At 71.3% G+C, this 21,738-nt stretch carries 21 protein-coding genes; 16 read left to right on the top strand and 5 right to left on the bottom strand.

The genetic code is table 11. From position 1 onward, the window contains the following. From AOK08_RS18025 to AOK08_RS18015, 3 genes are all read left to right on the top strand, one after another. Window positions 1–960 (top strand): EamA family transporter (locus AOK08_RS18025; RefSeq protein ID WP_241826992.1); only part of this gene is annotated, 960 nt, incomplete at its 5' end. A 128-nt stretch (window positions 961–1,088) separates the two neighbouring features. Continuing rightward, window positions 1,089–1,628, top strand: coding sequence for a hypothetical protein (locus tag AOK08_RS18020; RefSeq protein WP_055526867.1), 540 nt, complete (start codon window positions 1,089–1,091; stop codon window positions 1,626–1,628). 54 nt (window positions 1,629–1,682) lie between these two features. Next, on the top strand, window positions 1,683–2,249 hold the full coding sequence (locus AOK08_RS18015) for a hypothetical protein (protein WP_157876714.1): 567 nt from the start codon (window positions 1,683–1,685) through the stop codon (window positions 2,247–2,249). Window positions 2,250–2,310: 61 nt separating this feature from the next. On the opposite strand, the gene AOK08_RS18010 is transcribed toward AOK08_RS18015, so the two are convergent. Together AOK08_RS18010 and AOK08_RS18005 are read right to left on the bottom strand one after the other, a co-directional pair. Next, entirely contained in the window at window positions 2,311–2,556 is a 246-nt protein-coding gene (locus tag AOK08_RS18010; protein ID WP_055526861.1) for a hypothetical protein, read from the bottom strand. Window positions 2,557–2,561: 5 nt separating this feature from the next. Continuing rightward, window positions 2,562–3,380: a class I SAM-dependent DNA methyltransferase gene (locus AOK08_RS18005; RefSeq protein WP_422125749.1), complete on the bottom strand. Its 819-nt coding sequence runs from the start codon at window positions 3,378–3,380 to the stop codon at window positions 2,562–2,564. Window positions 3,381–3,588: 208 nt separating this feature from the next. Here AOK08_RS18005 and AOK08_RS18000 point away from each other — a divergent pair, with 208 nt between their 5' ends. The 8 genes from AOK08_RS18000 (at window position 3,589) to AOK08_RS17965 (ending at window position 14,188) form a co-directional block, all read left to right on the top strand. Next, a complete protein-coding gene (locus tag AOK08_RS18000) occupies window positions 3,589–4,440 on the top strand; it encodes a TIGR03084 family metal-binding protein (RefSeq protein WP_055526858.1) in 852 nt (283 codons plus the stop codon). Between the two features lie 80 nt (window positions 4,441–4,520). Continuing rightward, window positions 4,521–6,320, top strand: coding sequence for an acyclic terpene utilization AtuA family protein (locus AOK08_RS17995; RefSeq protein ID WP_055526873.1), 1,800 nt, complete (start codon window positions 4,521–4,523; stop codon window positions 6,318–6,320). Next, on the top strand, window positions 6,317–7,921 hold the full coding sequence (locus tag AOK08_RS17990; RefSeq protein WP_055526847.1) for an acyl-CoA carboxylase subunit beta: 1,605 nt from the start codon (window positions 6,317–6,319) through the stop codon (window positions 7,919–7,921). Before AOK08_RS17995 ends, AOK08_RS17990 begins: the two co-directional genes overlap by 4 nt. A gap of 36 nt (window positions 7,922–7,957) precedes the next feature. Further along, window positions 7,958–9,868: an acetyl/propionyl/methylcrotonyl-CoA carboxylase subunit alpha gene (locus AOK08_RS17985; protein ID WP_055526845.1), complete on the top strand. Its 1,911-nt coding sequence runs from the start codon at window positions 7,958–7,960 to the stop codon at window positions 9,866–9,868. A gap of 110 nt (window positions 9,869–9,978) precedes the next feature. Next, entirely contained in the window at window positions 9,979–11,142 is a 1,164-nt protein-coding gene (locus AOK08_RS17980) for an acyl-CoA dehydrogenase family protein (protein ID WP_055526843.1), read from the top strand. Between the two features lie 48 nt (window positions 11,143–11,190). Then, window positions 11,191–12,825 carry a 4-coumarate--CoA ligase family protein gene (locus tag AOK08_RS17975; protein WP_055526841.1) on the top strand — a complete coding sequence of 545 codons (1,635 nt, stop codon included), beginning with the start codon at window positions 11,191–11,193 and terminating at the stop codon, window positions 12,823–12,825. Between the two features lie 5 nt (window positions 12,826–12,830). Further along, window positions 12,831–13,559: an enoyl-CoA hydratase family protein gene (locus AOK08_RS17970; protein ID WP_241826993.1), complete on the top strand. Its 729-nt coding sequence runs from the start codon at window positions 12,831–12,833 to the stop codon at window positions 13,557–13,559. Beyond that, window positions 13,547–14,188 carry a TetR/AcrR family transcriptional regulator gene (locus tag AOK08_RS17965; protein ID WP_055526834.1) on the top strand — a complete coding sequence of 214 codons (642 nt, stop codon included), beginning with the start codon at window positions 13,547–13,549 and terminating at the stop codon, window positions 14,186–14,188. The genes AOK08_RS17970 and AOK08_RS17965 overlap by 13 nt, the downstream gene beginning before the upstream one ends. A gap of 22 nt (window positions 14,189–14,210) precedes the next feature. Here AOK08_RS17965 and pdxH read toward each other — a convergent pair whose 3' ends face one another. Continuing rightward, the gene (gene pdxH / locus AOK08_RS17960) at window positions 14,211–14,840 is read right to left on the bottom strand and encodes a pyridoxamine 5'-phosphate oxidase (RefSeq protein WP_055526871.1); all 630 of its coding nucleotides are present in this window, start codon (window positions 14,838–14,840) and stop codon (window positions 14,211–14,213) included. A 372-nt stretch (window positions 14,841–15,212) separates the two neighbouring features. Between pdxH and AOK08_RS17955 the strand changes: the two genes are divergently transcribed. The 3 genes from AOK08_RS17955 (at window position 15,213) to AOK08_RS17945 (ending at window position 17,804) form a co-directional block, all read left to right on the top strand. Then, window positions 15,213–16,313, top strand: coding sequence for a citrate synthase 2 (locus AOK08_RS17955; protein ID WP_055526832.1), 1,101 nt, complete (start codon window positions 15,213–15,215; stop codon window positions 16,311–16,313). A gap of 75 nt (window positions 16,314–16,388) precedes the next feature. Continuing rightward, window positions 16,389–17,117 (top strand): lipoprotein, encoded by a 729-nt coding sequence (locus AOK08_RS17950; protein WP_338400142.1) that lies wholly within the window; start codon window positions 16,389–16,391, stop codon window positions 17,115–17,117. A 279-nt stretch (window positions 17,118–17,396) separates the two neighbouring features. After that, the gene (locus tag AOK08_RS17945) at window positions 17,397–17,804 is read left to right on the top strand and encodes an SgcJ/EcaC family oxidoreductase (RefSeq protein ID WP_055526829.1); all 408 of its coding nucleotides are present in this window, start codon (window positions 17,397–17,399) and stop codon (window positions 17,802–17,804) included. 87 nt (window positions 17,805–17,891) lie between these two features. On the opposite strand, the gene AOK08_RS17940 is transcribed toward AOK08_RS17945, so the two are convergent. Both AOK08_RS17940 and AOK08_RS17935 read right to left on the bottom strand, forming a co-directional pair. Then, on the bottom strand, window positions 17,892–18,854 hold the full coding sequence (locus tag AOK08_RS17940) for an RNA polymerase subunit sigma-70 (protein ID WP_055526826.1): 963 nt from the start codon (window positions 18,852–18,854) through the stop codon (window positions 17,892–17,894). Window positions 18,855–19,055: 201 nt separating this feature from the next. Then, entirely contained in the window at window positions 19,056–19,505 is a 450-nt protein-coding gene (locus tag AOK08_RS17935; protein ID WP_055526821.1) for a GNAT family N-acetyltransferase, read from the bottom strand. A gap of 78 nt (window positions 19,506–19,583) precedes the next feature. Between AOK08_RS17935 and AOK08_RS17930 the strand changes: the two genes are divergently transcribed. Next, window positions 19,584–20,042 (top strand): GNAT family N-acetyltransferase, encoded by a 459-nt coding sequence (locus AOK08_RS17930; RefSeq protein WP_055526869.1) that lies wholly within the window; start codon window positions 19,584–19,586, stop codon window positions 20,040–20,042. 210 nt (window positions 20,043–20,252) lie between these two features. Next, window positions 20,253–21,695, top strand: coding sequence for a PAS domain-containing protein (locus AOK08_RS17925; protein WP_055526818.1), 1,443 nt, complete (start codon window positions 20,253–20,255; stop codon window positions 21,693–21,695). The last annotated feature ends 43 nt before the right edge of the window (window positions 21,696–21,738 follow it).

The following is a 21,738-nucleotide window of genomic DNA, read 5'->3' as shown; positions in this document are numbered from 1 at the left end:
GGGTGGGGGGCGCTCGGGGCCGTTGGGCTCGTGCTGGCCGGGGGCGTATCCGTGCAGTTCGGTGGGGCGCTCGCCGTGACGCTGCTGCCGAGGGCCGGGGCCTTCGGGGTCGTGACGCTGCGGCTGGTGGCCGCCGCCGTGATCATGCTGCTGGTGTGCCGGCCAAAGGTGCGCGGGTACTCCCGGGGCGATTGGGGAGTCGTCGTCCTGTTCGGCGTGACCATGGCCGCCATGAACGGGCTGTTCTACCAGGCCATCGGGCGGATTCCGCTCGGTCCCGCCGTCACCCTCGAGGTGCTAGGGCCGCTCGCGCTGTCCGTCGTCGCCTCCCGGCGGGCCATCAATCTCGCCTGGGCCGGTCTCGCCCTCGCCGGGGTCTTCCTGCTCGGTGGCGGCGGCTACGACACCCTTGATCCCGTAGGGGTCGCCTTCGCCCTCGCGGCCGGTGCCATGTGGGCGGTGTACATCGTCCTCAGTTCCCGTACGGGGCAACGTTTTCCGCAGGCCGACGGGCTGGCGCTCGCCATGGTGGTCGCCGCGGTCACGTTTCTGCCGCTGGGGGTCATCGAGTCCGGTGAGCGGCTGCTCGACCCGACCACCGTGGCCCTGGGCGCGGCGGTGGGCGTCCTGTCCTCCGTGCTGCCGTACACCCTCGAACTCCTCGCCCTGCGGCGCCTGCCCTCCTCCACCTTCGCGATCCTGATGAGCCTGGAGCCCGCCGTCGCCGCGACCGCCGGGTTCCTGATCCTCGACCAGGCGCTCTCCGCCCCCGAGGCCCTCGCGATCTCCCTCGTCATCGTGGCGAGCATGGGGGCGGTACGGACGCAGGTGCGGCGAAGGGAGGGCGACGTACCCGTCGTCGTCGCCGAGGGGTCCGACGTGCCGGCCGAGCCCGACGAGCCCGCCGCGCACGCCGAGCCCGCTCAAGCGTCCAGGAAGCCCTTGGAATTGGAGGCGTAGGCCTTCCTCCTGCCCGCCCTGTCCTGCCTGTTTCCGCAACGGTGACAAACCGCAGGTGCCCGCCCCGTCGGCCATTTACTGTACGTACATGGTTCGCTGCGCAGTGCAGCCGTTCGAGGAGGAACTCTGTGACATCGTCCTGCGATCCCCAGCATGCTCCCGTCGGCGATGTGGGCGCTGCGCTCATGGTGATCGACTCCCAGCTCAAGAGCGTCCACAGCGGCAAGACCGAGACGGATCCCGAACAGCAGAAGCTGATCGCCCAGTTCGCCGCGTCGCTGGGTCCCAAGGGGGCCAATGACCTGCTGGACGGCGCGTGCACCCTCATCTACATGTTCATGACCTGGCTGCGGAAGGCCCACGAGGAACACGACAAGGACGTCATCGAGTACGTGGTCCCCAACCTCGTGGCCTCGATGCGCATGATGCCCAGAAGCGTCCGCCCCGAGGTGATCCCCACCATGGCCGGCCTGGTCATCGCGGCGGGCACCGGACTGAGCCCCAACCTGTGGCGCAAGCAGTACGGCGACTGGATCGAGAAGGAGATGACTCCCCTGGAGGCCACCGCCTTCCTGCTCGCGGAGCACATCAACCGCATCACCGACGACCCCGACTTCGCCACCCGCATGATCGGCGACGCCCTGTCCAGGTCGGTCGAGGAGGACTGAGCGCCATTGGTGGGCGTGGGTGTGGGTGTGGGTGTCGGGGAGGATCATGAGCGGGTGAAAAGCACCCCCGAGCGCGCCCCCGAGCGCGCCCCCGATCGCACCCCTGAGGGCGCCTCCGAAAGCGGTCGGCGTCACGAGCCCGCGCGCGAACCGGTGCGCGAACTCGTGCTCCTGGAAGGCCTGAACCCCACAGGCGTCGCCCACGTCCACCGCGAGGCCCTGCGAGTGCTGCGCTCCGCCATCGACACGGCCCACGTGGACGCGTACAGCGACGACGCCTGGCCGGCGGAGGTGCTGCCGTCGTACGAGCGGTTGCTGACTCTGGCGAGCGAGGCGCAGGCGGACGGCAGGCGTTCGCGCCGCGACGACCCCGGGATGGGCATCGACATCGACGTCAGCGACGACGAGCAGTTCGGGCTGCTGCTGGCCGTGGCGCCGCACACGATCCACGCCGAGGCGTGTCAGGGCGACCGCCCGGTCTTCAGCGCGAACGACTCGGGAACCTCGCTGTGGCTGGCGGTCACCCGGGAGCAGGAGGCGGAACTGCGGCTGCAAATACGGGAGTTGGGAATCCCGGCGGCCGTACTCGGCGATGTTCCGCGGCGCCGCCGCAGTCGTTGAGGCGTCGGGCACTCAGTACGATTCGCCGGTGATCTCGCACAGAACCGGCAACTCGCGGCAGTTACTTGTCGCCGTCGGCACAGCCGTTGCCCTGGTCGCCGCGATCCTGGGTCGGTATGCCGCACAGACCGTGCGCCCCCACTGCGTCGTCGAGGTGTCCGGGCTCACCGACGGCGACGGGCGCAATCTGCCTGACGTGAACGGCCGGGTCCGGTCGGACGAGGAACTCACCGCTCGCGCCTACCAGCAGTCCGTCGACTCGGGCCGCCGCGATCCGCCCACTGCTCGCTGGAAGCAGTGGCCACACCCCGGTCAGCTGGTCGGTTTCTCCCAGACCGACACATGCTTCGTGCTCTCGCTCGTGAACCGTTCCCGCGTCCACCCGTCCCACCGCTCGCGCAGCCGCATTCCGGCCAGTTGGGCCATCAGGTCGAGCTCGGACGGCCATACGTACCGGAACGGGATCGAGCGGTAGGAGCCGTGCCCGTCCACCACCTCGACGTAGTTCGAGCTGGTCGCCTGGGTGGCGGTGTCGTACACGTCGAAGGCCCAGCGGGTCGGGCTCGTGTGGAACGGTACGACGTTCTGGCCGGGCGGCAGACTGCGCAGCCTGGGCACGGTGACCTCGATGACGAAGGTTCCCCCGGGTGCCAAGTGCGCCGCGACATTGCGGAAGCACGCCACCTGCGCCTCCTGCGAGGTCAAATTCTTGATCGTGTTGTAGACGAGGTACGCGACGGAGAAGTCCCCGTCCGTCGTGGCGGCCCTCGTCGTCGCGAAGTCCCCGATCGTCACCCCGATCGCGTCCCCGCCCTTCTTGGCCCGCAGCCTGGCCACCATCGCCCGGGACATGTCGATCCCGTGCACCTCGACCCCGCGCCGCGCCAACGGCAACGCGATACGCCCCGTCCCGATCGCGAGTTCCAGGGCCCGGCCGCCCCCGGCCAGCTCGGCCAGGAAATCGGCCGCCGGTTCGATGGCGGCGGGTGTGAACATTTCGGAGCAGTCGTCGTCGTACTTCGCTGCCACGAGTTCCCCGAAGTGGCCATCCGCGCCGATGACTTCGGCGTCGGTGTCGGCGTTTTCGTTTGCGGCTCGGCCTTCGTCGGATCCGGCGTCTGAGTCGGTCACCGGGGGAGCGTACTGGCGGGCGCGAACCCCTCGCATCCGCTTTTCGCGGCCTCTCTCCCTTCTCGTCGATCCACAAGCCTCCCTTCTTCCCAATCAATGCAAGCACGCTTGCTTGTTTCTTGTCCCGCTGCCATTCTTCGGCAACGGGCCGCGCCGAGGCGCCACTTGGCCGCGTCCGGCACATCCTCCTGCCCGAAGGGAACCGCTCGTGTCCCACCCGTCGGCCGACACGTGGGCCGTCATCGACGACCTGTGTCAGGAGAGCGCCCAACTCGACCACCTGGTAGCCGAGTTGAGCGGTGAACAGTGGGCCCTCGACACCCCCGCCCCCGCCTGGACCGTCGCCCACCAGATCGCGCACCTCGCCTGGACCGACCGTTCCTCCGTGCTGGCCCTGACCGACCAGGCCGCCTTCGCCCATGAGGTGGAGAACGCGCTGACCGCGCCCGGGGACTTCGTGGACAACGGCGCCGAGGAAGGGGCCGGGAAGCCGCCCGCGCGGTTGCTCGCGGACTGGCGGGCCGGACGCGAGGCCCTGGCGGACGCCCTGCGCGCGGCACCCGCCGGGATGCGGTTCCCTTGGTACGGGCCGCCGATGTCCACCGCCTCCATGGCGACCGCCCGGCTGATGGAGACCTGGGCCCACGGCCTGGACGTGGCCGACGCGCTGGGTGTGCCCCGGATCGCCCCCACCGCCCGCCTCCGGCACATCGCCCGACTCGGTGTCCGCACCCGCGACTACGCGTTCGGCATGCACGGCATGGCTCCGCCGTTCGAGGAGTTCCGAGTCGAACTCGTGGGACCCGATGGTGAGTTGTGGGCGTTCGGTCCAAAGGACACGAAGTTCGCGGCCGGCCGTGTCACCGGCCCCGCCCTCGACTTCTGCCTCCTCGTCACCCAGCGCGCCCACCGCTCCGACCTCGCCCTGCACGCCGAAGGCACCGACGCCGACCAATGGCTGGACATCGCCCAGGCCTTCGCGGGCCCGCCGGGCGACGGACGTGAACCGAAGGCGGGCCCGCCGGGCGACGGACGCGTGCCGAAGGCGGGTTCGCGGTGACCACCCCCGCTGCCCAGCACCCCCCAACTCCCCTCCGTATAGGCAACGCCTCCGGCTTCTACGGCGACCGTTTCGACGCCATGCGCGAGATGCTCACCGGTGGTCGACTCGACGTCCTCACGGGCGACTACCTCGCCGAGCTGACCATGCTCATCCTGGGCCGCGACCGCCTCAAGGACCCGTCCACCGGGTACGCCCGCACTTTTCTGCGGCAGTTGGAGGAGTGTCTCGGGCTCGCCCATGAGCGCGGAGTGCGGATCGTCGCCAACGCCGGTGGACTCAACCCCGCCGGACTCGCGGAAGACGTCCGGAAACTCACCGACCGACTCGGCATCCCCGCCCGCGTCGCCCACGTCGAGGGCGACGACCTCACCGCCCACCACCCCAACAGCCTTGCCGCACATGCCTACTTGGGTGCCTTCGGCATCGCCGCCTGTCTGCGTGAAGGCGCGGATGTCGTCGTCACCGGGCGCGTCACCGACGCCGCCCTCGTCGCCGGGCCCGCCGCCGCCCACTTCGGCTGGGGGCCCGCCGACCACGACCGGCTCGCGGGCGCGGTGGTCGCCGGGCATGTCCTGGAGTGCGGTACGCAGGCCACCGGCGGCAATTACGCCTTCTTCGCCGAGCACGCCGAGCACGCCGAGCACGCCGAGCACGCCGAGCACGCCGAGCACGCCGAGCACGCCGAGCACGCCGAGCACGCCGAGCACGCCGAGCACGCCGAGCACGCCGGACGCGCCGGACGCGCCGGACGCGCCGGACACGTCGTACGGCAGGATCTCCGCGCCCTCCCTGCCCTCCGCGCCCTCCGTCACCCCGGCTTCCCCCTCGCCGAGATCCACGCCGACGGCACGAGCGTCATCACCAAGCACCCCGGCACCGGCGGCCTCGTCGACGTCGGCACCGTCACCGCTCAACTCCTGTACGAGACACAGGGCGCCCGGTACGCCGGCCCCGACGTCACCGCCCGCCTCGACACGGTACGGCTCGTCCAGGAAGGCCCCGACCGGGTCCGTATCCACGGCGTACGCGGTGAAGCGCCCCCGCCCACCCTCAAGTTGGGCCTCAACCGGCTCGGCGGTTTCCGCAACGAGGTCACCTTCGTGCTCACCGGGCTCGACATCGAGCACAAGGCCGCACTCGTCCGGGAGCAGTTGGAGGCCGTCCTCCGCGCGGCCAAGTCCCGTCCCGCCGACGTCAGTTGGAACCTCGTCCGCACCGACCGCCCCGACGCCCCCACCGAGGAGACCGCCAGCGCCCTGCTCCGGCTCGTCGTGCGCGACCCCGACCAGGACACCGTGGGCCGCACCCTCAGCGGCGCCGCCGTCGAACTCGCCCTCGCCAGCTACCCCGGGTTCCATGTCCTGGCGCCACCCGGAAAGGGCGCCCCCTACGGGGTGTTCGAGGCGAAGTACGTCCCCCAGGACACCGTGGCCCAGGTGGCCGTCCTCGACGACGGACGCCGGATCCCCGTACCCCCGCCGCGCGACACCCTCGTACTGCGGGAACCGCGCGAGCCGGCCCTCCCCGAACCACTGCCGGCAGGACCGACGAGATCCGCGCCCCTGGGCCTCCTCGCCGGTGCCCGAAGCGGCGACAAGGGCGGCGATGCCAACGTCGGTGTCTGGGTGCGCTCGGACGACGCCTGGCGCTGGCTCGCGCACACCCTCACCGTCGCCCGGTTCCGCGAACTGCTCCCGGAGACCGCCGACTTGACCGTCGTACGCCACATCCTCCCGAACCTCCGCGCCCTCAACTTCACCGTCGAGGGCATCCTCGGCGAGGGCGTCGCGGCACAACACCGCTTCGATCCGCAGGCCAAGGCGCTCGGCGAATGGCTGCGCTCCCGGCATCTCGACATACCGGAGGCCCTGCTGTGACGGTCCTGACCTCGGCCCTGGACACCGCAGGGGGCGACCACACCGCCCACCGCGAGTCCATGCTCGGCAAGCTCGCCGCCCTCGACGCCGAGCACGCCAAGGCGCTCGCGGGCGGCGGGGAGAAGTACGTCGCCCGGCACCACGCCCGGGGCAAACTCGTCGCCCGTGAGCGGATCGAGCTGCTCCTCGACCCCGACACGCCCTTCCTGGAGCTGTCGCCGCTCGCGGCCTGGGGGAGCGAGTACACGGTCGGGGCCTCCCTCGTCACCGGGATCGGGGTCGTCGAAGGGGTGGAATGCCTGATCACGGCCAGTGATCCGACCGTGCGCGGCGGCGCCAGCAACCCGTGGAGCCTGAAGAAGGCCCTGCGCGCCAACGACATCGCGCTCGCCAACCGGCTGCCCCTCATCAGCCTCGTCGAGTCCGGCGGCGCGGATCTCCCGTCCCAGAAGGAGATCTTCATCCCCGGGGGAGCCGTCTTCCGTGACCTCACCCGCCTCTCCGCCGCCGGGATACCCACCATCGCCGTCGTCTTCGGCAACTCCACTGCCGGTGGGGCGTACATCCCCGGCCTGTCCGACCACGTGATCATGGTCAAGGAGCGCGCCAAGGTGTTCCTCGGCGGGCCGCCCCTCGTCAAGATGGCCACCGGTGAGGAGAGCGACGACGAGTCGCTGGGCGGCGCCGAGATGCACGCGCGCGTGTCGGGTCTCGCCGACCACTTCGCCCTCGACGAGTACGACGCCCTGAGGCAGGCCCGCCGGGTCGTAGCCCGGCTCAACCACCGCAAGGCGTACGCCGATCCGAGCCCCGCCGACGTCCGGCCGCCCAAGTACGACCCCGAGGAACTGCTCGGCATCGTCCCGGGGGATCTCCGGACGCCCTTCGACCCCCGCGAGGTCGTCGCCCGTATCGTCGACGCCTCCGACTTCGACGAGTTCAAGCCCCTCTACGGCACCAGCCTCGTCACCGGCTGGGCCGCGCTGCACGGCTACCCGGTCGGCGTCCTCGCCAACGCCCGGGGGGTCCTGTTCAGCGAGGAGTCGCAGAAGGCGGCCCAGTTCATCCAGCTCGCCAACCAGCGCGACATCCCGCTCCTCTTCCTCCACAACACCACCGGTTACATGGTCGGCAAGGAGTACGAGCAGGGCGGCATCATCAAGCACGGCGCGATGATGATCAACGCGGTCTCCAACTCCCGCGTCCCGCACCTCTCCGTCCTCATGGGCGCCTCGTACGGCGCCGGGCACTACGGCATGTGCGGGCGCGCCTACGATCCCCGCTTCCTCTTCGCCTGGCCCAGCGCCAAGTCGGCGGTGATGGGCCCGCAGCAGCTCGCGGGCGTGCTGTCCATCGTGGCCCGGCAGTCCGCGACGGCGAAGGGACAGCCGTACGACGAGGACGCGGACGCCGCCCTCCGCGCGATGGTCGAGCAGCAGATCGAGTCCGAGTCCCTGCCCATGTTCCTCTCCGGGCGGCTGTACGACGACGGCGTCATCGACCCACGCGACACCCGGACCGTCCTCGGCCTGTGCCTCTCGGCGATCCACACCGCCCCCTACGAGGGCGCCCGCGGCGGCTTCGGCGTCTTCCGAATGTGAGGAATCAACACAGTGCCTGGGGAATCAGCGGAATCAGTGGAATCAACGGAATCAACAGCGGTCACGTCTGTACGTTCCGTACTCGTCGCCAATCGCGGGGAGATCGCCTGCCGGATCTTCCGCACCTGCCGTGAGCTGGGCATCCGGACCGTCGCCGTGTACTCGGACGCCGACGAGAACGCCCTCCACGCGCGCGTGGCCGACGCGGCGGTACGACTTCCGGGGGCGGCCTCCGCGGACACGTATCTGCGCGGTGACCTGATCGTGCGGGCGGCGCTGGCGGCGGGCGCGGACGCCGTGCACCCCGGATACGGCTTCCTGTCGGAGAACGCGGGCTTCGCGCGTGCCGTACTCGACGCGGGGCTGGTGTGGATCGGCCCGCCCCCGGCCGCGATCGAGGCGATGGCCTCCAAGACGCGCGCCAAGCAGCTCATGGGTCTCAAGCCGCTCACGGACGTCACGGAGACCGACCTGCCGGTGCTGGTGAAGGCGGCGGCGGGCGGCGGCGGACGCGGTATGCGTGTCGTACGCGAACCAGCCTCCCTGGAAGGTGAGTTGGAGGCAGCCCGTGCCGAGGCTCTCAGTGCCTTCGGTGACGGTGAGGTCTTCGTCGAGCCGTATGTCGAAGGCGGGCGGCACATCGAGGTGCAGGTCCTGGCCGATGCCCACGGCACGGTGTGGGCGCTCGGCACCCGCGACTGCTCCCTCCAGCGCCGCCACCAGAAGGTGATCGAGGAGTCCCCGGCGCCCGGAATCCCGGAGACGCTCACGCGTGAACTCCACGACCTGGCCGTACGGGCGGCGCGCGCAGTCGACTACACGGGTGCGGGCACGGTCGAGTTCCTGGTCGGGGAGGACGGCAGGGCCCACTTCCTGGAGATGAACACCCGCCTCCAGGTCGAACACCCGGTCACGGAGGCGGTCTTCGGCATCGACCTCGTGGCCCTCCAGATAGCCGTGGCGGAGGGCCAGGCCCTCGAATCCCTCGAATCCCTCGGCGACCTCGAAAACGGCCCTCCACGCGCGCGTGGCCACGCGATAGAGGCCCGCCTGTACGCCGAGAACCCGGCAACGGGCTGGACCCCGCAGACCGGCACCCTGCACCGCCTCGCCCTCCCGCAGCCGTCGGACATCCGCCTGGACACCGGGTACGGCGACGGCGACACGATCCCCGTCCACTACGACCCGATGCTCGCCAAGGCCGTCGTACACGCCCCCACGCGCGCGGAGGCGATCCGCGAACTGGCGGACGCCCTGGAGCGGGCGACGATCCACGGCCCGGTCACCAACCGCGACCTCCTCGTCCGCTCCCTGCGCCACGAGGAGTTCACGACGGCCCGTATGACGACAGGGTTCTACGACCGCCACCTCCCCGAACTCACCGAACCCGCCCCCGACCCGCACGCACCCCTGGCCGCTGCCCTCGCCGACGCCCACGGCCGCTCCCGCTTCGGCGGCTGGCGCAACCTCCCCTCCCAGCCGCAGGTGAAGCGGTACGCGACGGCGGGTGGTGAGGAGATCGAGGTCCGCTACCGGCACACGCGCGAGGGCGGCCTGGCGGCGGACGGCGTGCGTGTGATCCACGCGGGCGCCGATCTCGTCGTACTCGAAGTGGACGGAGTACGGCGGAAGTTCGAGGTCGCGAGCTACGGCGACAACCAGGTGTACGTCAACGCCACCACCCTCACGGCCCTGCCCCGCTTCCCGGACCCGGCGGCCCAGCACGCCCCGGGTTCCCTGCTGGCCCCGATGCCGGGCACGGTGGTCAGGATCGCCGACGGCTTGGCCGTAGGTGCCGCCGTACAGGCAGGAGAGCCCCTCCTGTGGCTGGAGGCGATGAAGATGGAACACAGAATCCCGGCCCCCACGACGGGCACGCTCACGGCCCTCCACGCGGTCGTGGGCCAACAGGTAGAAGTCGGCGCCTTGCTGGCGGTGGTTTTTTAGCGGGCGCCGCCGAAGGCGCGCCCGCAAGGGGCGCGGGGAACTGCGCGACAAGCCACATCGCACCCGCACCCACCCCACAACCGAACCCCCCTTCCCCTTAGGGATTGCCAATGACCGGGATCGAATCCGAAGAACACAAAGCCCTCCGCACCGCAGTCGCAGACCTAGGCACCCGCTACGGCCGCGCCTACATGACGGGGGTCACGAGGGCCGGCCGCCACACGGACGAACTCTGGGCGGACGCCGCCAAACTCGGCTACCTGGGAGCCAACCTCCCCGAGGCATACGGAGGCGGCGGCGGAGGCATCACCGAACTTTCCATAGTCCTGGAGGAGTTGGGAGCCGCAGGCTGCCCCCTCCTCATGCTGATCGTGTCCCCGGCGATCTGCGGCACAGTCATCGCCCGCTTCGGCACGGACGCCCAGAAGCGGGAATGGCTCCCCGGGATCGCCGACGGCACCCGCGTCATGGCCTTCGGCATCACCGAACCCGACGCCGGTTCCAACAGCCACCGCATCACCACCACCGCCCGCCGCGACCCGGACACCGGCGACTGGCTCCTGACCGGCCGCAAGGTCTTCATCTCGGGCGTCGACATCGCGGACGCGGTCCTCGTCGTCGGCCGTACGGAGGACTCCCGCACCGGCCGACTCAAGCCCTGCCTGTTCATCGTCCCGCGCGACACCGAAGGGTTCACGCGGCGGCGGATCGACATGGACATCGAGTCCCCGGAGAAGCAGTTCGAGCTGACCCTCGACGACGTACGGCTGCCCGCCGGCACGCTCGTCGGCGACGAGGACGCCGGGCTGCTCCAGCTCTTCGCCGGGCTGAACCCGGAACGGATCATGACGGCCGCGTTCGCCATCGGCATCGGGCGGTACGCGCTCGACGTCGCCGTACGGTACGCCCGGGAGCGCACCGTCTGGACGGAGCCCATCGGCGCCCACCAGGCCGTCGCGCACCCGCTCGCCCAGGCGCACATCGACCTCGAACTCGCCCGACTGATGACGGGGAAGGCCGCCGCGCTCTACGACGCCGGTGACGACGCCGGCGCGGGCGAGGCGGCCAACATGGCCAAGTACGCGGCCGGGGAGGCCTGTGTGCGGGCCGTCGACCAGGCCGTGCACACCCTCGGCGGCAACGGCCTCACCCGCGAGTTCGGGCTCGCCTCGCTGATAACGGTCGCCCGTGTGGCCCGTATCGCCCCGGTGAGCCGCGAGATGATCCTCAACTACGTCTCCCACCAGACCCTGGGCCTGCCCAAGTCGTACTGATCGACCGGGCAGTTGGGCAAGTGAGCAGTCGTGGGCAGAGGAGGAACCATGTTCCGCAGTGAGTACGCAGACATCGAACCCGTAGAACTCCCCATCCATGAGGCGGTGTTGGGCCGGGCCGCCGAGTACGGCGACGCGCCCGCCCTCGTCGACGGCGTCGACGGCACCACCCTCACGTACGGCCAACTGGACCGTTTCCACCGGCGGATGGCCGCCGGACTGGCCGAGGCGGGCGTCCGCAAGGGCGATGTCCTCGCCCTGCACAGTCCGAACACCATCGCCTTCCCGGCCGCCTTCTACGCCGCCACGCGCGCGGGTGCCACCGTCACGACCGTCCATCCGCTCGCCACCGCCGAGGAGTTCGCCAAGCAACTGCGCGACTCGGGCGCCGCCTGGATCGTCACCGTCTCCCCGCTCCTGGAGACGGCCCGCGCGGCGGCCGAACAGGCGGGCGGCGTGCGGGAGATCCTCGTCTGCGACAGCGCGCCCGGACACCGCTCGCTCATCGACATGCTCGCCTCGACCGCGCCCGAACCGGAGACCGGCATCGACCCGGCAGCGGACATCGCGGCCCTCCCGTACTCCTCCGGGACGACCGGAATCCCCAAGGGCGTCATGCTCACGCACCGGTCCATCGCCACGAACCTCGAACAGCTCGCGCGATGCGTCTTGGTGGCACCGGGCGACCGCATCCTGGCAGTTCTCCCGTTCTTTCACATATACGGCCTTACCGCCCTCATGAACATGCCCCTGAAACAGGGCGCCACCGTGGTCGTCCTGCCCCGCTTCGACCTCGACACGTTCCTCGCCGCCATCGAGAGGCACCGCATCACCGGCCTGTTCGTGGCCCCGCCGATCGTCCTCGCCCTCGCCAAGCATCCGGCGGTCGCACAGCACGACCTGTCGTCCCTGGAGTACGTCATCAGCTCCGCCGCTCCGCTGGACGCGGCACTCGCCGCCGCCTGCTCGAAGCGGCTCGGCCTGCCGCCGATCGGACAGGCGTACGGCATGACGGAACTGTCCCCGGGCACCCATGTCGTCCCCCTGGACGCCATGCGGGAGGCCCCTCCCGGGACGGTCGGCCGGCTCCTCCCGAACACCGAGATGCGGATCCTTTCGCTCGATGACCCCGGCGACCCCGGCGACCCCGGCGACCCCGGCGACCCCGACGACCCCGGCGATCCAGTCGGAGGCGTCGGCAGGGACGCCGACGAAGGCGCTGCCGGGGAGATCGTCATCCGTGGTCCCCAGGTGATGAAGGGCTACCTGGGCAACCCGGAGGCGACGGCCGCGATGATCGACGCAGACGGCTGGCTGCACACCGGGGACGTCGGCCGTGTCGACGCCGACGGCTGGCTGTTCGTCGTGGACCGCGTGAAGGAACTCATCAAGTACAAGGGCTTCCAGGTGGCCCCCGCCGAACTGGAGGCCCTGCTGCTCACCCACCCGGGGATCGCCGACGCGGCCGTCATCGGCGTCCGCAACGAGGACGGCAACGAGGTCCCGCACGCGTACGTCGTCCGCAGGCCGTCCGCCACCGGTCTCTCCGAAGGAGAGGTCATGATGTACGTCGCCGAGCGCGTCGCCCCGTACAAACGCGTCCGGCGCGTCACCTTCACCGACGGCATACCGAGGGCCACCTCGGGGAAGATCCTGCGCCGCCGGCTCCGGGACCAGCCGTGACGCCGGTGGTGAGCGTCACGCGCGCGCGTGGCATCGCCACGGTCACCCTGGACGCGCCCGCGACCCGCAACGCCCTGTCCGCGCCCCTCGTACGGGACCTGGCGGACGCCCTCGCGGACTGCCGCGAGGACCCGGCCGTACGCGCGGTCGTCCTCACCCACACCGGGAACACCTTCTGCGCGGGCGCCGACCTGAAGGAGCCGCCCGACCCGGCTGCCTTCGTCGGCCTGCTCCGGCAACTGCTGGAGCTGCCGAAACCGGTCATCGCCCGGGTGACCGGCCACGTACGGGCGGGCGGCCTCGGTCTGCTCGGCGCCTGCGACCTCGCGATCGGCGGTCCGGAGACCTCGTACGCCTTCACGGAGGTACGGATCGGAGTCGCGCCCGCCGTCATCTCCATGCCGCTCCTGCCCCGCCTCGACCCGCGCGCCGCCGCCCGCCACTGCCTCACCGGCGCCCGCTTCGACGCCGTGGAGGCGGCCCGTACCGGCCTGCTCACGGAGGCGGCCGAGGACGTCGACGCGGCCCTGGAGCCGGTCCTCGACGGGTTGCGCAGGGCGGCGCCGGGCGCCCTGGCGGAGACGAAACGGCTGCTCACGGCTAAGGTGCTGGAGATCTTCGACCGGGACACCATCGAGCTGACCGCCCTGTCGGCACGACTGTTCGCCTCCGCCGAGGCCCGCGAGGGGATGACGGCCTTCCTCGAACGACGGGACCCGGCATGGACGCTGTAACAACCGAAAGCCCACCCCAGCCGTCCCAACCGTCCTCGCGCGCGCCCAAGCAGGACCGCAGCCGGGCCACCCGCCGGCGTCTCCTCGAAGCCGCCGTGTCCTGCCTCGCCGAACACGGCTGGGCGGGCTCCACGGTCTCCGTCGTCGCCGAACGCGCCGGAGTCTCCAGGGGCGCCGCCCAGCACCACTTCCCGACCCGCGAGGACCTGTTCACGGCCGCCGTCGAGTACGTCGCCGAGGAGCGCTCCACCGCCCTGCGCGCCCTCTTCCCGGAGGGCGCCGCAGACCGCCGCGCGGTGGTCGCCGCCCTGGTCGACCTCTACACCGGCCCCCTGTTCCGCGCCGCCCTCCACCTCTGGGTGGCCGCCTCGGACGAGGAGCAACTGCGTCCGCGTGTCACCGAGCTGGAGGCCCGCGTGGGCCGCGAGACGCACCGGGTCGCGGTGGACCTGCTGGGTGCCGACGAGTCGCGTCCGGGCGTACGGGAGACCGTCCAGGGCCTGCTGGACATGGCCCGGGGCCTGGGCCTGGCCAACCTGCTCACCGACGACGGCGTACGCAGGGACCGGGTGGTGGCCCAGTGGGCGAGCCTGCTGGACGAGTCCCTGGACCGACCGCCGAAACCGTGAGTCCGCGAGGAATGTGCGGCTGTCAGGGGCTGAGCCGCTCCACGCGCCAGCTCCCGTCCGCCTCCGCCACGTACCGCAGCCGGTCGTGCAGCCGGTTCTCGCGTCCCTGCCAGAACTCGACCGTCTCCGGAGCCACCCGGAACCCGCCCCAGTTCGGCGGCACCGGCACCTGGTCGCCCTCCGGATAGCGGGCGGCCAGCGCGGCGTACGCGGCTTCGAGCTCGTCCCGGGAGCCGATCACCGAGGACTGCTCGCTGGCCCAGGCGCCGAGCTGGGAGCCGTGCGGCCGGGTGCGGAAGTAGGCGGCCGTCTCGTCGCGCCCGGTGCGGTGCGCGACGCCCGTGACGATGACCTGGCGGGCCAGCGGCAGCCAGGGGAACAGCAGCGAGACGTACGGATTGGCGGTCAGGTCGAGGCCCTTGCGGGAGCCGTAGTTGGTGAAGAAGACGAAGCCCCGCTCGTCGTACCGCTTCAGCAGCACGGTGCGGGAGGAGGGCCGCCCGTCGGCGTCGGCCGTGGAGACGACCATGGCGTTGGGTTCGACGAGCCCGGCGCCCGTGGCGGCCTGCCGGAACCAGCGCGCGAACTGCTCCATGGGACCGTCGGCCAGCTCGCCCTCGGCCAGCCCGTCGGCGCGGTACTGCTCGCGCATGACGGCGGGATCCGTGGGATCCGGGTGGGCGGGGCCGGAGGAGTGGCGTTCGGTCACATGGTCATCTTGCCGTATCGGCGATGTCACCGAGCGGCATTCAGTGGCACTGAGTGCCGCAGGGGCTCCCCAAAGGTGGCACTCGGGGATATCGTGCTGTTGCCGTCCGGTTGAGGGACCGATCGAACGGGGCATCACCAGGGTGACCGTTTCGGACCGCGAGCAGTATGGAATTGGCCGTGGAGCCGAACCGAACCGGACACGGAAACGCGCGTCTCGCGCACCCGGGCCACACGGTCCACCCGGCCGTACGGCCGTCGCACACCCGCCCACACCTGCCGCACATCTGTCGCACACATCAAGAGGAGCCGCCTGATGTCCGACTTCGTACCCGGACTTGAGGGAGTAGTCGCGTTCGAGACGGAGATCGCCGAACCCGACAAGGAGGGCGGCGCACTCCGGTACCGGGGCGTCGACATCGAGGACCTGGTCGGCCATGTCTCCTTCGGCAACGTCTGGGGCCTGCTCGTCGACGGCGCCTTCGACCCCGGTCTGCCGCCCGCCGAGCCGTTCCCGATCCCGGTCCACTCCGGTGACATCCGGGTGGACGTCCAGTCGGCGCTGGCGATGCTCGCCCCCGTCTGGGGCCTGCGCCCGCTCCTCGACATCGACGAGCGGACGGCCCGCGACGACCTGGCGCGCGCCGCCGTCATGGCCCTGTCGTACGTCGCCCAGTCGGCGCGCGGGCAGGGCAACGCGATGGTCCCGCAGCGCGAGATCGACAAGGCGCAGTCCGTCGTCGAACGCTTCATGATCCGCTGGCGCGGCGAACCGGACCCGAAGCACGTTGCCGCGGTGGACGCCTACTGGACGAGCGCGGCCGAGCACGGCATGAACGCGTCCACGTTCACGGCACGGGTGATCGCGTCCACGGGCGCGGACGTGGCGGCGGCCCTGTCGGGCGCGGTCGGCGCGATGAGCGGCCCGCTGCACGGAGGCGCCCCCTCCCGGGTCCTCGGCATGATCGAGGAGATCGAACGCACGGGCGACGCGGACGCGTTCGTGAAGCGGGCCCTCGACAAGGGCGAACGCCTGATGGGCTTCGGCCACCGCGTCTACCGGGCCGAGGACCCACGCGCGCGCGTGCTGCGCCGTACGGCCCGTGAGCTGGGCGCCCCGCGCTTCGAGATCGCCGAGGCCCTGGAGAAGGCCGCGCTGGCCGAGCTGCACGCCCGCCGCCCCGACCGGGTCCTGGCGACGAACGTCGAGTTCTGGGCGGCGATCGTCCTGGACTTCGCCGAGGTCCCGGCCCACATGTTCACGTCCATGTTCACCTGCGCCCGTACGGCCGGCTGGTCCGCCCACATCCTCGAACAGAAGCGCACCGGCAGGCTGGTCCGCCCGTCGGCCCGCTACATCGGCCCGGGGACACGGAACCCGAGGGACATCGAGGGGTACGAGGGCATCGCGCACTGAGACGGAGGACCGAGGCCGACGGAGGCCCGCTCCGATAACGTGTCCCGCTCGAACAGACGAGGGGAGACACCGCACATGCCGGTCGGGGCGGGAAACGGACGGCGAGGACTGGCAGGGGTGGCGTTGCTGGTGGCGGCGGTCGCGTCGGCGACGGCGGGCTGTTCGAAACCGGCGGACAGCGACGCGGGGACGAAAGCGATCGCGAGCCCCTCGGGGAAGGCGGCCGGGACCGGCGTCAGGACCGGCGTCAGGACTGGCGTCAGGAGCGGCGGCAGCATGGGAGCCGCCGGATCCGCCTGCGAGCTCCCCGTCACCTTTGACATCGCCGAGGCCTGGACGGCGGAGGCCGTCGACGCGCCGCTGAGCCAGGGCCCGGTGTCCCTCGCCTGCGAGGTGGACGCCAAGCCCGCCGGGCACATCGGCTATCTGCGCGTATGGACCGGCGCCCCGGCCGACGCCGACATCGACGCGCGCACCGCGCTGGAGGCCTTCGTGGCCGCCGAGAAGGACGCGAGCAAGGCTCGGTACAGCACGTTCAGGACGGGCACCGTCACCGGCGTCGAGGTGGAGTACGCGTACCGGAGCGAGTTCGACGACGCCCCGAAAACGGAACGCGCCCTCGCCGTCGCGACCGCGCGCGGACCGGTCGTCGTACACCTCGGAGGCCTGGACACCGAGGAACACGAGGCGATGCTCCCGGCGTACGAACTGGCCAAGCGGACCCTGAACGCGGACAACCCGCGAGCTCGGGCCCTCTGGAGGAGGGGCCGGCCGGACTTGCCGGCGAGCTCGCGGGTCGGGTGACTGCGTTGGTTTCGGCCGGCTGCGTGTTGGTCACCCACGCTGGTCCGGCACCGCACTGAATGTGGTGGCAGGCCGCTAGCCCGCAGCCACCTCACGCGTCCGGGTTTCACTCATGTACCCGATCACCTCCTTTCGGCGTTGCCCACACTCTAGGAAGCGACCGACCGCGCATCAACCAATTAATTCGCGTGCGGTTCGCGCGATGAGTTCGGCAGGGGACGCCGGTATGTACTCACGGGCCCTTTCGGTCCCGACCGAGTGCAACGACTGGAGAGAACGATGTCCGACCACCGCGCGAACGACACGGCCGCGATCACCGCCGTCCTTGAGAACCTCTACAAGGCATGGGACGCCGGCGACGCCGACGCCTTCGTCGCCGACTACACGCAGGAGGCCCACGCGATCATGCCCGGCTCCTACCGCGCCTCCCGTGAGGAGGTCCGGCAGGGCATGGCGGCGGGGTTCGCCTCCTTCCTGAAGGGCACCACGACGACCAACCGGCAGCTGGGGATCCGGTTCCTGGGCCGCGACGGCGCGATCGTCGTGAGCGAGTCCGGCATCCTCTTCCCCGGCGAGTCCGAGGTTCCCGCCGACCGGATCGTGTACGCGACCTGGGTGCTGGAGAAGCGTGACGACGCCTGGCTGATCGCCGCGTACCACAACAGCCCGGTCAAGTCGGCCGGCTGATCGGGAGCCGGTCCTGCCCGGGTCCGCCCGCACCTGCCGGGCGGGCCCGCCCGACCGGATGCGGGCGGGTCAGCCGCCGCCTCCGGATCAGCCGTCGATTTTTGGCGCCAAGCCGAAGGCGGCGAACACGTCGGCGTCCTGGAAGACCGAGACACGGCTGATGCCGTCGGCCGTGACAGTGAACACCTGCAAGGTGTGCAGCTCGAACACGCCCGCTTCCCCGCGCCGATAGGCGGCGAAGCCGGCCTGCCCGTTGGCCCGCACCGGCAGCAGCCGCCAGGCCTTGCCTGCCTTGGCGAACACCCAGCCCATGAAGCTCGCGTAGTTCTCCCGGCCGGTGAACCAGTTGACCATGGGCGGCATCTCCATGAGGACGTCCTCGGTCACCACCCGCAGCAGCTCTTGGATGTCCGCCCGGACGAACGCCGCCATGTACCGGTCCACCCACGACCGCTGCTCCGCGTCGGAAGGCTCGGCGACCTGCTCCTGCGGTACTCCCGCGGCCCGGATCCGGGCGCGGGCCCGCTGGAGCGAACTGTTCACGGCCGCGACCGAGGTCTCCAGGATGTCCGCCGCCTCCGCCGCCGGGTAGTCGAGCACATCGCGCAGGATCAGGACGGCTCGCTCTCTCGGTGACAGCAATTGCAGTGCCGCGACGAAGGCCAGCCGCAGGCTGCCCCTGTCGATCGCCGCTCCGGCCGGGGCGCCCGGGCCGAGCAGGGTGTCCGGGAGCGGCTGCAACCAGGTTGCCTCACCGCCGTGGACGAGCGGGCTCAGCGGTTCGCTCTCGCCGACCAGACCCGAGGGCATGGGGCGGCGGCCGAGCCCGTCCAGCGCGGTCAGACACGCGTTCGTGGCGATCCGGTACAGCCAGGTCCGCAGGGAGGCACGCGACGGGTCGTAACGGTCCCGCGCGCGCCACGCCCGCAGACACGTCTCCTGCACGAGTTCCTCGGCGTCATGGACCGAGCCGAGCATCCGGTAGCAGTGCGCCAGCAGCTCCGGCCGGTACCGCCGCACCAAGGTCTCGAAATCCCCCGTCGACGTCATCCCCGCGCCGCCGCCCTTCCGGTCCGCTCATCCGCCCCCACGCTAGCCGCCTCACGGAGCCGATCGCAGCCGATCGCAGTCGGTCGCAGTCGGTCGCAGTCGCTCCGGCTGTCGCGACCAGCTCGGAGCAGGCCCGTGGCCCGTACCCCGTGGACGACGGCACCCCGGCCAGGTCGACTGGCCGGGGCGTCCGTGCGGGCGTCAGTCCTCCCCGTGTACCCCTCGCGCCATGAACACATCCACCGCGTCCTCGCTCTCCACCCGGAACCCGTGCCGCTCGTACAGCCGCCGCGCCGGGCTCCCCTGGAGGACGTTCAGGCGGACCACCGCGCCCTCTCCGTCGCACCGCTCCAGCAGCTCACGCAGGATCGCCGAGCCGATGCCGGCGCCCTGCATGGCCGGGTCCAGGTAGAAGTGCTCCAGCCAGTGGGCGTCCTCCTCCGGGCGCAGTGCCACGCAGCCCGCGAACTCGTCGCCCACCTCGATCACCCAGGTGTGGGCCGCCCCGAACCCGTCCCGGAAGCGTTGCCGGACGCCCTGTTCGTCGTACCGACCGAGTCGTTCCAGATCCGGCCGCATCACCACGGCACGCAGTTCGGCGATCGCCTCGACGTCCGAGGTCGATGCCGGTCGTATGTTCCAATCCGCCATGCTCGGCACGGTACTACTCCGTTGACGTCGTCCTGGAGCGTGCGATTTCCTGGCGCCGTGACTGGATCTGATCTTCGTATCGTCTCTGTGGATGGCGCCGATGAGGTAGCGCTCCGCGACTGGCGCTACGTCCATAACCTGATCGTGCCGCCCGCCGCCATGTCCCTTGACGACGTGCGGGAGCGCAGTGCCCGCAACCGGCTGGAAGTCACCTACCTCGGCGACACCCTCGTGGGGTGTTCCACCCTTCGGCCACCTGCCGGTGACGGCGATGGCGACGCGGCCACCGTCATCGCGCGCGTGCTGCCCGGTTTTCGGGGGCGTGGGTTCGGGACGGAGATGTATGTGCGGGGGCTCGCGCTCGCGCGGGAGCTGGGGGCCGGGCGGATCGAGACCTGCGTACTCGCCGCCAATGAGGAGGGGCTCTCCTTCGCGCGCGGGCGCGGGTTCGTCGAGATCGAGCGGTATGTGCTGGACGGGGAGAGCGATGTCTATGTCGATCTCCGGCTGGAGGAGCTGGAGAGAGCCGACGTCTGAGGGCGCCCCGCATTCCGGGTGGTCGGTTTGGTTCGGTCGTGGGTGGGGCAGGAGGGGCTTGTTCCCGGACTGCGGCGAATTTCCGGCGTACAACGATTTTCCTTCGAACTTGAAGGAAGCTGATGTGTGCTGAGTCACGTTCGAGTTGAATGATGGTGAGTGAGCGAACCTTCGCGCAGTACGTGCGGACGCAGCCCGCAGGGGGTCCAGGTGAGTGCTTCCCGGCGTAGTGGGACCACCGACGAGCTGGGGCCGGACAAACCCGGCAGGGACGGCCCGGAAAGCTCGGACGGCGGTGGGTTCGACCTGCTCGCGGCCCTGCTCGACGGCATGGACGCCGCCCTGTGCGCCTTCGACGCGGACGGCGTCGTCACCCACTGGAACCGGGAGGCCGAGCGGATCCTCGGCTGGACGGCCACCGAGGCCGTCGGGCGGCATGGGTTCGCCGGATGGGCCGTACGCAAGGCGGACGCCGAGGAGATCGAGGGGCGGCTGCTGTCCGCGATGCACGCCCCGGGGCGCCAGGTGCACGAGTTCGCGCTGCTGACCAAGGACGGCGGCCGGGTGCTCGTACGGACCCAGTCGGCCGCCGTGCGCGGGCCCGAGGGCAAGCCCGCCGGGCTGTACTGCGCCTTCAGCGAGGTGCACGCGCAGATAGACCTCGAACGGTCGATCGCGCTGAGCGAGGCCCTGTTCGAGGACGCGAGCTGGGGTGTCGTGCTCGTCGACGCCGATCTGCGGCCCGCCGTGGTCAACGCGCACGCCGCCCGCGCCCTGGGCACCGGACGCACCTCCGTGCTCGGGCGGCCCCTCGGCGAGCTGCTCGCGCAGGGCGTCGAGGAGCTGGAGAGCGCGCTGACGCACGTACTCGCCGAGGGCGCGCCGCCCGCGCCCGCCGAGATGTGGGTGAGCGTGCGGACGCCCGAGGGCGAGAGGCGGCGCTGCTGGCGGAGCGGGTTCCTGCGGCTGGCCTCGCCGCTCACCGAGGAACCGGTTCCGCTCGGCGTGGGGTGGCTGTTCCAGGACGTCACCGAGAGCAAGCAGGTCGAGCAGGAGGCGGCCCAGCTCCGGTTCCGTACGCATCAACTGCACCGGGCCGCACGGGCCGCCGCCGAGTGCGAGGACCCCGCCGAGGCCGCGACCGTGCACCTGGACTTCGCCCTCGCCGGGTTCGCCGACCACGCGCTCATCGACCGGATCGCCGTCATCGGCGGCGTGGCGGCCGACGGTACGGCGGGCGACGGGCAAGGGCCGGTACGGCTGGTCCGCGCCGCCGCCACGCCCTCCGGCTCGCCGGGGCCCAGCGTCCTCGCCGGCCGGGCCGGACTCCCGGTGAGCTACAGCGACGGGCACCCGGCCGTCCAGTGCGTCGAGCGGGCCGGGGCCGTGCGGGCGAGCGCCGGGTCGTACGCCGTGGAACAGGCCCGCGAGTGGGCCCTCCAGCGCCGCTGGCCGCCCGACGCGGTCCACGCGCTGTGCGCGGTGCTCCGCAGCCGGGGCCGCACCCTGGGCGTCGTCACGTTCCTGCGGGCCGCCGGGCGCAGCCCGTTCGAACGCGGGGACGCGATGTACGCGGAGGACGTGGCCGCCCGCATCGCCACGGCCCTGGACCTGGCGGGGCCGGGGGAGGGGGACGGCCGCCGGGCCCAGTAAGGGACGCGCCCGCAAGGGCGCGCCCGAAGGGGCGCGGGGAACT

The organism is Streptomyces graminilatus, assembly GCF_001418565.1.
Classification (GTDB): Bacteria; Actinomycetota; Actinomycetes; order Streptomycetales; family Streptomycetaceae; genus Streptomyces; species Streptomyces graminilatus.
Note: the sequence above shows the minus strand (reverse complement) of the source record. Positions and strands in the feature narration are given on the sequence as shown.